This window comes from Serratia sp. Ag1 (assembly GCF_000743355.1).
Classification (GTDB): Bacteria; Pseudomonadota; Gammaproteobacteria; order Enterobacterales; family Enterobacteriaceae; genus Chania.
On sequence record NZ_JQEI01000023.1, the window covers coordinates 110,945 to 125,431 of the forward strand.

A 14,487-nucleotide genomic window follows, 5' to 3' on the forward strand; every position below is an offset into this window, starting at 1 on the left:
GGGTACCGGCAGGCAGGCTTGCCGGTTGAATCTCAGTTGCTGAAATCGTACATGCCAGGGATCAGTACTAACTGTGCAGCCACTTCGGCGGCTTTGGCCTTACCCAAGAGTAAATCGATCAGCTTAAGTGCAAATTCCATCGAAGTGCCCGGCCCTTGGCTGGTGAGCAGGTTGACACGCGAATCAAAAACGACCCGTCTTTCCATCCATTGATTGGATGGGATCTGATCTTTCAGGCTTGGGAAACCGGTCATGTTGCCCACCGGGAACAGTTTGTGATGCTGCAACACCAGCGCAGGCGCGGCACAAATGGCGGCAACGATTTTGCCTTGCAGGTGCATCTGGCGGACTTTTTCTACCAGCAACGGGCTATCACGGAAGCATTCTGCCCCTTTAAGCCCACCCGGCAGCACAATGGCGTCGAAAGGTTCATCAACGATAGCCACCAGCGGGGCATCAGCCAGCAGTTTTACGCCGCGTGAGCAAACAATCGTCAGGCTGCCATCACTGGCCACGCTGGCGGTAGTCACCTTCACTCCAGCACGTACCAAGAGATCGATAGTGGTAACGGCTTCTGTTTCCTCGCTACCAGGTGCTAGGCAAACCAACACCGACACGCCCATATTCATTTTCCTTTCGTTTAATTAATTCAAATAAGCGGGTATTTTCTGGCAAAGGAATGCCGTGGCTACGTCCGCGACGCAGCAAATAACCGGTAATATAGTCAATCTCGGTGTGCCGCTGAGCGCGGATATCCTGCAGCATTGAGGAAATGTTATCTGCGGTGAGCTGGATCACCTGCATAACGTAGGACATCAGATCTTCACTTGAAGTATGGTGCCCCTCCATTTCCATCACGCTAGCTATTTCGTGGCACAGCGTGGCGATCTGTTCCGGGTAACGCTGTAGATCGCCGTTGTGGCAGTTGTACAAGGCAGTAAGCGGGTTGATCACACAGTTGACTGCCAGTTTGCGCCAACTGGCGGAAGCGATGTGATTATGCCAAGCCACATCCGGCAACGCCTGATGCAGCACTTCTGCCAGATGGCTGAGGCGGGTCGCCCGTGGCGTAATAGGGCCGATATGAGTAACCCCGCTGGCGACGTGAATGATCGTGTTACCATCGTGGCGCGCAGCATGGGTGGTGGTGCCTTGCAGTAGCGGCTGATTATGCGGGGGCAGTTCATCCTGAGTACCCATGCCGTTATGCAACAGCAGGATGGCACAATCAGGGTGTAACTTAGGCAGCAGAGTACTGACCGCGCCAGACACCTGCCAGGCTTTCAGCGTCACTAACAGTAATTCACTCTGCGCAAGGTGTTCTGGATCGTTGGTGGGCAAATTACCGTTGAACGAGCTGCCATCGGGTTCGATGACATTCACTGCACAAAATGGTTGCGGCACCCGTAGCCACCCTTGTACATCGTGGCCCTGTTGATAAAGCCGGGAAAGCCACAGTTGCCCGAGCGCACCGCAACCAAGAATGGTTATTTTCATTCAATCTCCTTGGTGTTCGGGAATACCGCTGATAATCCTACCTATTATAGGCTTTTTTGGTGCCGAGCGTCTCGCCCGGTTGTGATATCGGGGTTTTGCCAAGGGCGATAAAGCGGGTATTATGCAGCGCATCGAAATCGCTTAGGCTCTCATTTAGGAGGAAGAAGTATGCCATCTTTCGACATCGTTTCCGAAATTGATATGCAAGAAGTGCGTAATGCCGTCGAGAACGCGACGCGCGATCTCAGTACGCGCTGGGACTTTCGTAACGTACCGGCCAGTTTTGAGCTGAACGAGAAAAATGAAAGCATCAAAGTAGCCAGTGAGTCTGACTTCCAGGTGCAGCAATTGCTGGATATTCTGCGTGAAAAACTCAGTAAGCGCAGTATTGATGGGGGTGCTCTGGAGATCCCGGAAGAACTGACCCACAGCGGTAAAACCTACAGCGTTGAGGCCAAGCTGAAGCAGGGCATTGAGACGACGTTGGCGAAGAAAATTGTGAAGCTGATTAAAGACAGCAAGCTGAAAGTGCAGGCGCAGATTCAGGGTGATGAAGTGCGCGTTACCGGCAAGGCACGCGACGATCTGCAAAGCGTGATGGCGCTGGTGCGCGGTGCCGATCTAGGGCAGCCATTCCAGTTTAAAAACTTCCGCGATTAAAATACACCGGGCCGCTCAAGCGGCCCTGGTTTTCTAGAGTGAGTTAACCAGCGCTTCCAACTGACCACGATTGGTTTGTTTGGTATCAACCTTCACATAGGCACTGCGTTCTTCTGGCACCACTACGGCTTCTGCTACACCCGGTTGTGCCAGCAGGCGGCTTTGCAAGGCTGAGTCTTTTACCGCCAGTTCAGAGAGCGTGATGCGCAGGCTGCTGACATACGGCGGCTCTTTCATGGTGCTGCTGACCGCAAACCAGACGGCAGCAATCACTGCACTGGCGATAAACACCAAGCCAGCCCCTTGCAGACCATATAACCAGCCCCCCAGGCTGCCGCCGATGGCGACGCCGATAAACTGGCTGGTGGAGTAAATCCCCATTGCTGTGCCTTTATAGCCTGCGGGAGATTCTTTGCTGATCAGAGAAGGCAGGATCGCTTCCATCACGTTAAACGCCATAAAAAACAGCTGCACGCCTGCAATGATGCCCCACAGGTGCACCCCGGCAAACCACAGTAGCACTTCCGCGCAAAACAGAATTGCGACGCAGCCCATAAAGACCTGCTTCATGCGGCGATATTTTTCGGCATAGATAATAAATGGCACTACGGTGGCAAAAGAAATCAGCATGGTAACCAGATAAACTTTCCAGTGTTCGCTGGCAGCCAGCCCGGCGTGTTGCATGGCGAGTGGTAAGGCAACAAAGCTGGACATCAGCAGAATGTGCAGGCACATGATGCCGAAATTGAGTTTCAACAGACGGGGATTGCTGAGCACTTTACTGAAACTACCGCGCACGATGCTCGATTCACGGTTTAGAACATGATCGTCGGCGGAAGGGACGACTGCCAGCGTAATGACGATCGCAGCCAAAGCCAACACGGCAATCATCCAGAACAAGGCATGCAGGCCAAAGGCATGGGTGACGATTGGGCCAACCACCATCGCAATGGCAAAGGTAATACCGAAGCTGACGCCGATAAATGCCATCGCTTTGGTACGATTTTGCTCACGGGTCAAGTCTGATAGCAGGGCCATCACCGCAGCAGCAATAGCCCCTGAACCTTGCAGAGCGCGGCCAAGAATGATCCCCCAGATAGAATCGCTGACGGCGGCAATGACGCTACCGAGGGCAAAAATCAGCAACCCGCCAACGATCAGGGGTTTACGCCCGATACGATCGGAAACCAGCCCGAATGGGATCTGAAAAACGGCCTGCGCCAAGCCGTAGATACCGATGGCAATGCCAATCAAGGCTTCACTGGCACCATTCAGCGCCATGCCATAAGTGGTGAGAACCGGCAGCACCATAAACATACCGAGCATGCGCAGCGAAAAAACGGCTCCCAAACCCCATGTTGCGCGGCGTTCTTGGGGCGTCATTACATTGTCGTTCATCATGACCTCAATAAAACCTATTCCGTCAGGCTGGCAGGATGAAACCTGATGGAATAACTTCTGGCAAGCTGCGTCATTCTAGTGTGTGGGGTAAGGGGGGTAAATCGAATGTTGTTTAACAGATATTACAGCCCACTTGGTTATTTGAAACGGTGATTCCAGCCAGTCAGGGGAACGCTATTTTTCTGTCTGACAAATAAAATGGGCCGCTTAGCGGCCCATTCACAAATTACCGAACTTACCAGGCGTAGCTTAATAACGCCTCTGGTGAAGCGCCTGTGTTGAAGTCGATAGACATCATCACGCTCAGCGAAGTAATGGCAACGATCGAGAACACAAACAGTTTGCGAGCCCAAAGGCTGTCATTTTCAGTCTTGTAACCCCTCAGTGCCATACCGAGCCACCACACGCTCACCGCCGCTGCGACGATCAGGTATTTATAGCCAGCATAACCACCCAAAGTCAGCATCAAGGTCGCAACCATAAACGCCAGGATGTAGACCGTAATATGATTTTTGGCGACAGAAATACCTTTCACGACTGGCAGAACCGGAATGTTGGCTGCCTGGTAATCCTTAAAGCGGAAGATGGCGATCGCATAAGAATGCGGCATTTGCCACAGGCTGAAGATGGCCAGCAGGATCAACGCCCCAGCGTCAAACTCGTTGGTGACGGCACAATAACCAATCACCGGCGGAGCTGCACCCGACAGGCTGCCGATTAGCGTGCCGTATACCGAATGGCGTTTCATGTACAGGCTGTAAACACCGACATAAACCACAAAGCCCATCACCGCCAGCCACATGGCTAGCGGGTTAGCAGCGGTATACAGCAGTGCAAAACCAGCAATACCCAGCAGGGTGGCGTAAACCAGGGTCACACTCGGCGCAATCAGGCCTTTTACCAACACCCGATTCTTCGTTCTCTCCATCTTCTTGTCGATGTCACGGTCGATAAAGTTGTTAAATACACAACCTGATGCCACGACTAACGAGACACCCACAAGGGTGGCGAGAAACAGGGGATAATTGATGCTCCCTTTGGAAGCAAGCAGGAATCCCCCAACGACAGAAATTAAATTGCCGAAAATAATTCCTGGTTTAGTGACTTGCAGGTATTGCTTAATCATCGCGTACGGCTCGGCTCTTAATCGACCATCATATTGATGTTGAGGTTGTACATAATCCAGAGTGAACCCACAACAACGATACCGATGATCATGGCGGTAAACAGTAATGCCACCAGGTTCCAGCGTTCTTCCGATGAGGTATTCATGTGCAGGAAGTAAACCAGGTGAACAATCACCTGGATAACTGCCATACCGACCACGACCGCCAAGATAGTAGAATGAGAAGCAGTACCGCTCATTACCATGGCAAACGGAATTACCGTCAGGATGATCGACAGAATAAAGCCGGTCAGGTATGACTTCACGCTACCGTGGCTTGCGCCACCGTGAGAGGTTTCATGGGATGGATGGCTCATGGCATAACCCCCAGCAGGTAGACAACGGTAAATACGCAGATCCAGACCACGTCCAGGAAGTGCCAGAACAGGCTCAAGCACATCAGACGGGTTTTGTTCATTGAGTTCAGGCCGCGTTTGCTTACCTGAATCATCAGTACCACCAACCAGATCAAACCAGCAGTGACGTGCAGACCGTGAGTGCCTACCAACGCAAAATAGCTGGACAGGAATGCACTGCGATCGGGACCAAAACCTTCAGCGATCAGGTGATGGAACTCATAGATTTCGATCGCCACGAAAGCAAGACCGAACAGGAAGGTTAACATCAACCACTTGTTAACACTGCTTGCCTGGCCTTTGTTCATACCGATCATCGCCATCCCGTAGGTGATGGAGCTGAACAGCAGTAAGAAGGTTTCAACCAGGACCAGCTTCAGATCGAAGATGTCCTTGCCAGAAGGGCCGCCAGCGGTCCCATTCACCAAGACTGCATAAGTTGCGAACAGACTCGCAAACAAAATACAGTCGCTCATCAGGTAGATCCAGAATCCAAAGACTTTGGTCCCGCCTGTGTCGTGGTGCCCATGCTCCGCATGGGCTGCGTTATGCTTAGTCAGGATATCAGTTGACATGTTTCACGCCTGCTTTGCTGATTTGTTCATAGCGTTGATTTTCAATGCGTTCGATTTCCTCTACCGGCACATAATAATCAACATCTTCATCGAAGCTCTTGGCAATCCAGGTAACGATCATGCCGGCAAAGCCAGCGAGCGCCATCCACCAGATCTCCCAGATCATCGCGAAACCAAATACCAGACTGAAGGCAGAAATAATTACGCCAGCACCGGTATTTCTCGGCATATGAATTGGCGCGTATTGCGCTGGTTTCTTGTATGCCTCGCCTTTCTCCTTCATGTCCCAGAAAGCATCACGATCGTGAATCTCTGGCAACACCGCGAAGTTGTAGAACGGAGGAGGAGAGGAGGTTGACCACTCCAGTGTACGGGCATCCCATGGATCCCCTGTGAGATCACGATTTTTCTCGCGATCGCGCACACTGACCAGAATCTGAATCACCTGACACAGTACACCACAGGCAATCAGTGCAGCACCGCTGGCAGCAACCAGCAGCAGAGTGTGGAATTCAGGGTTGATATTCTGGCTGAGACGGCGGGTCATCCCCATAAAGCCCAATACATACAGCGGCATAAAGGCAACGAAGAAACCGATGATCCAGAACCAGAACGCACGGATACCCCATTTTTCATTCAGCGTAAAGCCGAAAGCTTTCGGGAACCAGTAGGTCAGGCCAGCGAAGCAACCGAATACCACACCACCGATAATCACGTTATGGAAGTGGGCAATCAGGAACAGGCTGTTGTGCAGCACGAAGTTAGCCCCCGGTACTGCCAGAAGCACGCCGGTCATACCACCGATGGAGAAGGTGATGATGAAGCCAACGGTCCACAGCATCGCAGAGTTGAACTGGATACGGCCCTGGTACATGGTGAACAGCCAGTTGAAGATTTTCACCCCGGTCGGGATGGAAATAATCATAGTGGCGATACCAAAGAAGGCGTTAACGTTAGCTCCGGACCCCATGGTGAAGAAGTGGTGCAGCCAGACGATAAACGACAGAATGGTAATCGCGATGGTTGCCCATACCAGTGAGGTATAGCCGAACAGACGCTTTCTGGAGAAGGTTGCAGTGACTTCGGAGAACACACCGAACACTGGCAGAACCAGGATATACACCTCTGGGTGACCCCAGGCCCAAATCAGGTTGATGTACATCATCATGTTGCCGCCCATATCATTGGTAAAGAAATGGGTGCCCAGATAACGATCCAGGGTCAGCAATGCGATGGTGACGGTCAGAATTGGGAATGAAACGATGATCAGGACGTTGGTACACAGAGCTGCCCACGTGAACACTGGCATCTTCATCAGCGGCATGCCTGGGGCACGCATCTTCAGAATGGTGGCAAAGAAGTTCACACCGGTCAGCAATGTACCGAGGCCGGATATCTGCAGGCTCCAGATCCAGTAATCGACACCGACACCGGGGCTGTATTCCTTACCCGAAAGCGGTGGGTAGGCCAACCAACCGGTCTGTGCAAATTCACCCAGCCCCAGAGAGAGGTTGATCAGCACAACGCCGACAACAAAAAGCCAGAAGCTCAGTGAGTTCAGGAACGGGAAGGCTACGTCGCGCGCACCGATTTGCAACGGCACCGCAATGTTCATCAGGCCAACGACCAAAGGCATAGCCATGAAGAAGATCATGATTACGCCGTGAGCGGTAAAGATCTGGTCGTAGTGGTGCGGTGGCAGGAACCCGGCCTCGCCAGCAGACGCGAGCGCCTGTTGGCCGCGCATCATGATGGCATCAGCAAAACCACGTACCAGCATGACCATCGCGACAATGATATACATGATACCGATTTTTTTATGGTCGACAGAAGTCAGCCATTCGCTCCACAGCCATTTCCACTTGCCCAAATACGTTATCAGCGCCAGCAGAGCCAGGCCGCCAACGAGAATTGCAGCAACGGTGACCATGACGATCGGTTCATGAACAGGAACCGCATCAAGTGTTAATTTTCCCAACATCAGATTATTCCTCGGCTCCGGCGTGAGCATGTTCACCCATGTCCATACCCTGGCTCATGTCCATACCTTGGTGCGCGTTAGTCTCTGCGCCTTTGTGCATGTGCATATCACCCATGAATTTGCCAATGATTTCTTTGAACAAATTCGGTTTGACACTGGAGAAGTACTCAACCGGGTTGTTTTCACTCGGCTCTGCCAGTTTATTAAAATCGCTGATTGCGTTAAGGGTATTAGGCGATTCCTTCACCTTGGCTACCCACTGATCGAAGTCGCCTTCGGTTGGGGTGACAATGGCGGTGAATTTCATACCGGAGAACCCGTGACCACTGTAGCTACTGGAAATACCTTTGTATTCCCCGGCTTCGTTGCCAATCAGGTGCAGTTTGGTCTGCATCCCGGCCATCGCATAAATCTGCCCACCTAACTGAGGAATAAAGAACGAGTTCATTACCGAGTTGGAGGTGACTTTAAATTCGACGGGAACATCTTTCGGGAACGCCACCTCATTAACGGTTGCGATACCTTGTTCTGGATAGATGAACATCCATTTCCAGTCTAACGACACCACTTCAATGGTCATTGGCTTTTTGTCAGCGACAATTGGCCGGAACGGATCCAGTGCGTGGGTGGTTTTCCAGGTAATGGTGCCAAGGATGGCAATGATAATGATCGGAATGGTCCAGACGACCGCTTCAATCTTGTTGGAGTGTGACCAATTCGGTGTGTACTTTGCCTCTTTATTGGAGGCACGGAACTTCCAGGCAAAAGCGAACGCCATGAAAATCACTGGAACTACTACGATCAACATCAAGCCGATAGCAGTGAGGATCAGTGTCCGTTGTTCAACACCTATTGCTCCTTTGGGATTCATCAAAACCATATCACAACCACTGAGCATTACTGTGGCTGCAATTAATGACAGCATCCCAATACTTTTATTGTATTTCTTAAGTCTCATCTAACGACCCCAATTACAAAGGCTCTATTGTCGTTTCATGTGTGCAGGCATTTTACGGGAAGGTTGCAGTACTGTAAACATGCTTAAAGGAGTGTCAGTGCCTTGTTGCCCCTTTCTGTTAAGGGGGTCACATATGTCACGTCTGGTGACAATTTACTAATGGCAACAAGGCGTTGGCGGGCTGAATCGTGTTGGGGCCGCGGTATATCAAGGAAAACCAACGTTATGCTTGGAGATATTGACAAAAGCAGTCAGGTCAAATAAGAGCGAAAAGTATATTTAATGTAAAATAATTGTATTTAAAAAGTGAATTTATTTGTATTTCCGAGTAAAGCACTCGGATAAAAAATAATTTCTACGACAATATTATTTTTTATCCGAAATAAATTCATTTATCTGATGCATTTTTGTCGACCGATATTTTTATCCGCCGAAAAAATCAGACTAACCTTGTACGGCGTAGAGCCAGGTAGTCCAGCGCACTGCCCATCATGATACCCAAGAGGCTCAACAGCGCGCCCGTTTGTAGTAGCTGAATGGCAAGAAGAGGCCATTGGGTCAGATCAAGTGCGTTGGTGATCAGCAAGAGCAACCACAGGCCGAGCAGTGAACAACCGCCAATCAGTAGGCGCAGTGCCCAACGATAACTTTGGCGGAACTCGGTGCGTGGCATGAAATTGCCTGTCTGCTGGGTGTATTCCAGCGTTTGGCGGCAAATTGCCAGCAACAGTAAACCGGGCAGCGCGGCGGCGATGGAGAACAGATAGAACAGCGGCCAGCCGTGGGCTTCGACAAACCAGCCAGCAATCGGGCCGACGTAGACGCGCCCGACCGCGGCAAGTGCCGAAAGCAAGGCAAATTGGGTCGCGGAAAACGATTTGTTACACAGCGTCATCAGCAGGGCGACAAACGCCGCAGTGCCCATGCCGCCACACAGGTTCTCCAGGAAAATGGCGCTGCCCATGGTGATAATATTCTTATCAGTAACGGCCAGTAACCAGTAACCGATATTAGAAACTGCCTGTAAAATACCAAACAGCATCAGAGCCCGGAACAGCGTCAGGCGCTGCATCAAAACGCCGCCAAACAGAGCCCCGACGATGGTGGCAAACAGCCCCAGCGTCTTGTTGACCAACCCAACTTCCCCGGCATCAAACCCCACGCCACGGATCAGGAAAGTGGTACTCAGGCTGCCAGCGAAGGCGTCGCCCAATTTATACATCACAATCAGCAGTAGAATCAGCCAGGCATTATTACGGGCGAAGAAATCTCGTAGCGGCGCGACTACCGCTTGTTCCATGGTGCGTGGTGCCGGGATGCTGTCATCCGGTTCTGGTGCCATCAGCGTTGCGGCGACGCCGATCAGCATCAGCCCAGCCATCAGCCAGTAGGTCGCCTGCCAACCGAGATAACGATCGGCAAGCCACAGCGCCAGGCCGCCAGACACCAGCATTGCCAATCTGTAGCCCAACACCGAAACAGCAGCACCGGCACCGCGTTCTTCAGCCGACAGCAGGTCCGTTTTATAGGCGTCAAAAACAATATCCTGTGAGGCCGAGCAAAAGGCCACTAACACTGCCAGAGCAGCCAACCACCATAAATGCTGTGTTGGGTTCATAAACCCCATGGCGATAATCGCGACTACCAGTAATAACTGGCTGATTAACAGCCAGCCACGCCGCCGCCCGAGAAATGGCGGGGTATAGCGATCCATAAAGGGTGACCACAGGAATTTGAAAACATAGGCTTGCCCCACCAAGGAAAAAATCCCGATGGTTTTCAGATCGATATTCTCGACGGTCATCCAGGCTTGCAGTGTACCGGAGGTCAATGCCAGCGGCAGCCCGGACGCAAAACCCAACACCAGCAGCATAATGGAGTTACGCTGGGTAAAGATATTCAGATACTGTTTAGACATGAGATTCCTGTTTGTGCTGCCGGGGCGTTCGGGCAGCACAAAGCATTATCTGATTAACGTGCGTTCTGCTTGATAAAGTCGTTGACGCTGGTGTCTTGTGCCATATCGGCAATGACATCACCCAGCACGGTGTTAACCGCATTGGTGATTTTCTCGTTAGAGGCGGTGAAAGCGCCTTGGACATTATAGGTAGAGCGGTAGTTTTTCACCTGCTTATTGCCGTTCTTGGCCTGAGCGATGATAGAAATGTCGGCTTTTGTCGTGATGTTGTAACGCAGATTGCCTTCGGAGACGTCAGCAAAAAGATTGTTCACCACGATCTGCAGTTCCACTGCACCAGCTGGGCCAATCATATAGCCGCGCGCACCCATTTGTTTTTCCAGCACTTCTTGCAACAGGAAACGCAGATCGCGCGAAGGGAGCAAGGTGATCAGTTGGCCATCACGGTTGACTTTTGCCAATGCCTGATCTTGACGCTGATCGGCACCGTTGATACTGATCGTGATGCCTTGCAGCGTCGGATCCTGTTGCGGCAGAACGATTTTCGGGTTCACGTTTAAGGTATTGGTACTATTGACACAACCGGCAAGCATCAATGCAGCCAGCAGCGGGAAGAATAATTTTTTTAACATATTACTGTCTCATCCATCATGGTTATCAATATATCGGCACTGAATTATCAACGTGCTAGACTCAATAAATTGTCGATATCATAGCATCGTCGCCAACGGGGGGAAGCGTTGAACGTAGTCGAGTGATAAATTTTTACCCGGTGTTGATAAAAACAGGCTTTTTCGACTCGCTCAATCAGATAAACTCCAGGCGGTAGCGGTAATGGCTAATATTGAACTGAAGGGTGTTACAGAGCACTCGTGTTGTAAGGAGAACCTATGATTCGCGAGCAGATAGAAACAAAATTAAGAGCGGCATTTGAGCCCGCGTATCTGGACGTGGTGAATGAAAGCCATCGCCATAATGTTCCCGCAGGTTCAGAGAGTCATTTCAAAGTTGTCATCGTCAGTGAACGCTTTGTCGGTGAGCGTTCACTGAAGCGCCATCGGTCTATTTATGCCGTGCTGGCGCAGGAGCTGGCGGGCGGTGTACATGCGTTGGCATTGCATACCTATGCCCCAGAAGAATGGGCAGAATTACAGGATAAGGTACCGGCATCGCCACCTTGCCACGGGGCCGGGACCCTAGCCTGATGGCTAAAATTTACGGTATCAGTGGAACTTTCACCTTGATTTAAGGTATTACTACAGACGAATTTTGCGACGGCCTGCGGGCCGTTGCTGTTTTTGATGACGACAAAGTCGAGGCGGAATGCAGCTCTGGTAGCCTTAGTTCGATGGTATTTGTCGATAAAACCGGCAAAAGTGTGATTTTTAACGCACCCGTGCCGCCTTGCCATCCTCGACTCGCTACGCATGCGCCGCTATAATGTCGCGTCTTATTTTTCCGGAATGGTTTCGGGACACTTCTGACATCAGGAAACTCGGTTCTGTAATATAGCCGTCCTGGTTTTCGGAACGGAGTTGACCGAGCACTGTGATTTTTTTGAGGTAACAAGATGCAAGTTTCAGTAGAAACCACTCAAGGCCTTGGGCGCCGTCTCGCTATTACTGTACCCGCTGATGTTATCAAGCAAGCGGTGAAGAAAGAACTGATCAACGCAGCAAAAAATGTACGCATCGATGGCTTCCGTAAAGGCAAAGTGCCGATGAACATCGTTGAACAGCGTTATGGTGCATCTGTTCGTCAGGACGTGCTGGGCGATCTGATGCAGCGTAACTTTGTTGATGCCATCATCAAAGAAAAAATTAACCCGGCTGGCGCACCAAACTACGTCCCAGGCGAGTATAAAGAAGGCGAAGATTTCGCGTTCGCAGTTGAGTTCGAAGTGTACCCAGAAGTTGAGCTGAAAGGCCTGGAAAACATCGAAGTTGAGAAACCTGTCGTTGAAGTTAACGATGCCGATGTTGACACCATGCTGGATACCCTGCGTAAGCAGCAGGCAACCTGGAAAGACACCGATCGTGCAGTGGCTGCTGAAGACCGCGTGACCGTAGATTTCTCTGGTTCTATTGATGGCGAAGAGTTTGAAGGCGGTAAAGCGTCTGACTTCGTACTGGCGATGGGCCAAGGCCGTATGATCCCAGGTTTTGAAGAGGGTCTGGTTGGGCACAAAGCCGGTGAAGAATTCACCATCGATGTCAACTTCCCAGAAGATTACCACGCAGAGAATCTGAAAGGTAAAGCGGCCAAGTTTGCGATTGTGCTGAAGAAAGTTGAAGAGCGCGAACTGCCAGAACTGACTGAAGAATTCATCAAGCGTTTCGGTGTGGCTGATGGTTCTATCGAAGGTCTGCGTGCTGAAGTGCGTAAAAACATGGAGCGTGAACTGAAAGGCGCCGTGCGTAACCGCATCAAGTCTCAGGCTATCGACGGCTTGGTCAACGCTAATGAAATCGACGTACCGGTAGCGCTGATCGACGGCGAAATCGACGTTCTGCGCCGTCAGGCTGCACAGCGTTTCGGTGGTAACGAGAAGCAAGCGCTGGAACTGCCACGTGAGCTGTTCGAAGAGCAGGCTAAGCGTCGCGTAGTTGTCGGCCTGCTGCTGGGCGAAGTGATCAGCACCAACGAGTTGAAAGCTGACGAAGATCGCGTGAAAGCGCTGATCGAAGAAATGGCTTCCGCCTACGAAGATCCAAGTGAAGTTATCGAGTTCTACAGCAAGAATAAAGAGCTGATGAACAACATGCGTAACGTGGCTCTGGAAGAACAAGCGGTTGAAGCCCTGCTGGCGAAAGCAAAAGTGTCTGAAAAAGCGACTACTTTCAGCGAACTGATGAACCAGCCGCAACAGGCGTAATGCCGGTTGGGCGTAGGGCGCGCAACCCGTTGTGCCTATGGTGTCAGCATGTTGGCACCCTACGTTGTGAAAAGCCCGTAACTTCGGTTACGGGCTTTTCTTTTGCCACGTGACTGATTAATCTCAGGTTCATTGTGGCAATATGCACTATTATTCTGTTATGAGTTGCCGATGGTGGCGGAAAGCTTGCCATCGCAGCTTGGCCACACAGGGATGCCGGTGAGGATTGTTCACCGGGCTGGAAATCTGTCTGTGGCTTTCCAATTTCTGCAGCATGGGCTGTTTTAATCATCACGCCGTCAGGTTGGCGTGGAGTCTGTATTGTGCTTGAACGTAGTCATGATGAGCGTTCTCAAGTAGAATCGGCAGACAATGGCGCCAAGGCAATTTCTATTAGGAGACGGTAATGTCATACAGTGGCGAACGAGATCAATTTGCACCTAACATGGCTCTGGTGCCGATGGTGGTAGAGCAGACTTCACGTGGGGAACGTTCTTACGATATTTATTCCCGCCTGCTGAAAGAGCGTATTATCTTCCTGACCGGTCAGGTAGAAGACCATATGGCTAATCTGATCGTGGCGCAGATGTTGTTCCTCGAAGCAGAAAGCCCTGAGAAAGACATTTTCCTGTACATCAACTCACCGGGTGGTGTGATCACTGCAGGGATGTCAATTTATGACACCATGCAGTTTATCAAACCGGATGTTAGCACTATCTGTATGGGCCAGGCGTGCTCAATGGGCTCGTTCCTGTTGACCGCCGGGACCAAAGGCAAGCGTTTCTGCCTGCCAAACTCCAGAGTCATGATCCACCAGCCGCTGGGTGGCTATCAAGGGCAGGCGACGGACATTGAAATCCACGCGCGCGAAATCCTCAAAGTGAAAGCCCGTATGAATGAGCTGATGGCGCAGCATACAGGCCAATCACTGGAGCAGATCGAGCGCGATACTGAACGCGACCGCTTTATGACCGCTGAAGAATCGGTAGAATACGGCCTGGTTGACGGCATTCTTACGCACCGCAGCTAGAACTAGGCGGCTGAATAAGTGCAAGCTGATAGACTATAGTACTTAGAGTGAGCTACGCTCGCTCTAAGCCG

The 14,487-nt window shown here is 51.2% G+C and carries 14 protein-coding genes; 4 read left to right on the plus strand and 10 right to left on the minus strand.

The features are described 5' to 3' along the window. Positions 1 to 32: 32 nt before the first annotated feature. A complete protein-coding gene (yajL, locus tag IV04_RS13825; RefSeq protein WP_037394661.1) occupies positions 33 to 623 on the minus strand; it encodes a protein deglycase YajL in 591 nt (196 codons plus the stop codon). Then, entirely contained in the window at positions 586 to 1,497 is a 912-nt protein-coding gene (panE, locus tag IV04_RS13830; RefSeq protein WP_037394658.1) for a 2-dehydropantoate 2-reductase, read from the minus strand. Before panE ends, yajL begins: the two co-directional genes overlap by 38 nt. A gap of 168 nt (positions 1,498 to 1,665) precedes the next feature. Between panE and IV04_RS13835 the strand changes: the two genes are divergently transcribed. Next, positions 1,666 to 2,157: a YajQ family cyclic di-GMP-binding protein gene (locus tag IV04_RS13835; protein WP_024913870.1), complete on the plus strand. Its 492-nt coding sequence runs from the start codon at positions 1,666 to 1,668 to the stop codon at positions 2,155 to 2,157. A 33-nt stretch (positions 2,158 to 2,190) separates the two neighbouring features. On the opposite strand, the gene IV04_RS13840 is transcribed toward IV04_RS13835, so the two are convergent. The 8 genes from IV04_RS13840 to IV04_RS13875 form a co-directional block, all read right to left on the minus strand. Then, a complete protein-coding gene (locus IV04_RS13840; RefSeq protein WP_037394655.1) occupies positions 2,191 to 3,555 on the minus strand; it encodes an MFS transporter in 1,365 nt (454 codons plus the stop codon). A gap of 238 nt (positions 3,556 to 3,793) precedes the next feature. Beyond that, entirely contained in the window at positions 3,794 to 4,684 is an 891-nt protein-coding gene (gene cyoE, locus IV04_RS13845) for a heme o synthase (protein ID WP_037394652.1), read from the minus strand. A 17-nt stretch (positions 4,685 to 4,701) separates the two neighbouring features. Further along, a complete protein-coding gene (locus IV04_RS13850; RefSeq protein ID WP_037394649.1) occupies positions 4,702 to 5,040 on the minus strand; it encodes a cytochrome o ubiquinol oxidase subunit IV in 339 nt (112 codons plus the stop codon). Continuing rightward, positions 5,037 to 5,654, minus strand: a complete 618-nt coding sequence (locus tag IV04_RS13855) for a cytochrome o ubiquinol oxidase subunit III (RefSeq protein WP_037394646.1) — start codon at positions 5,652 to 5,654, stop codon at positions 5,037 to 5,039. Before IV04_RS13855 ends, IV04_RS13850 begins: the two co-directional genes overlap by 4 nt. Continuing rightward, on the minus strand, positions 5,644 to 7,635 hold the full coding sequence (gene cyoB, locus IV04_RS13860; protein WP_037394643.1) for a cytochrome o ubiquinol oxidase subunit I: 1,992 nt from the start codon (positions 7,633 to 7,635) through the stop codon (positions 5,644 to 5,646). Before cyoB ends, IV04_RS13855 begins: the two co-directional genes overlap by 11 nt. 4 nt (positions 7,636 to 7,639) lie before the next feature. Then, entirely contained in the window at positions 7,640 to 8,593 is a 954-nt protein-coding gene (cyoA, locus tag IV04_RS13865; protein ID WP_037394641.1) for a cytochrome o ubiquinol oxidase subunit II, read from the minus strand. Positions 8,594 to 9,032: 439 nt separating this feature from the next. Further along, positions 9,033 to 10,511, minus strand: coding sequence for a muropeptide MFS transporter AmpG (gene ampG, locus IV04_RS13870; RefSeq protein ID WP_037394637.1), 1,479 nt, complete (start codon positions 10,509 to 10,511; stop codon positions 9,033 to 9,035). 53 nt (positions 10,512 to 10,564) lie between these two features. Next, complete coding sequence (locus IV04_RS13875) at positions 10,565 to 11,143, minus strand: lipoprotein (protein WP_037394634.1); 579 nt, start codon at positions 11,141 to 11,143, stop codon at positions 10,565 to 10,567. Between the two features lie 258 nt (positions 11,144 to 11,401). Between IV04_RS13875 and bolA the strand changes: the two genes are divergently transcribed. From bolA to clpP, 3 genes are all read left to right on the plus strand, one after another. Then, positions 11,402 to 11,716 (plus strand): transcriptional regulator BolA, encoded by a 315-nt coding sequence (gene bolA, locus IV04_RS13880; protein ID WP_037394632.1) that lies wholly within the window; start codon positions 11,402 to 11,404, stop codon positions 11,714 to 11,716. Between the two features lie 365 nt (positions 11,717 to 12,081). Next, entirely contained in the window at positions 12,082 to 13,386 is a 1,305-nt protein-coding gene (gene tig / locus IV04_RS13885) for a trigger factor (RefSeq protein WP_037394630.1), read from the plus strand. A 406-nt stretch (positions 13,387 to 13,792) separates the two neighbouring features. Beyond that, a complete protein-coding gene (gene clpP, locus IV04_RS13890) occupies positions 13,793 to 14,416 on the plus strand; it encodes an ATP-dependent Clp endopeptidase proteolytic subunit ClpP (RefSeq protein ID WP_037394628.1) in 624 nt (207 codons plus the stop codon). Positions 14,417 to 14,487: the final 71 nt, after the last annotated feature.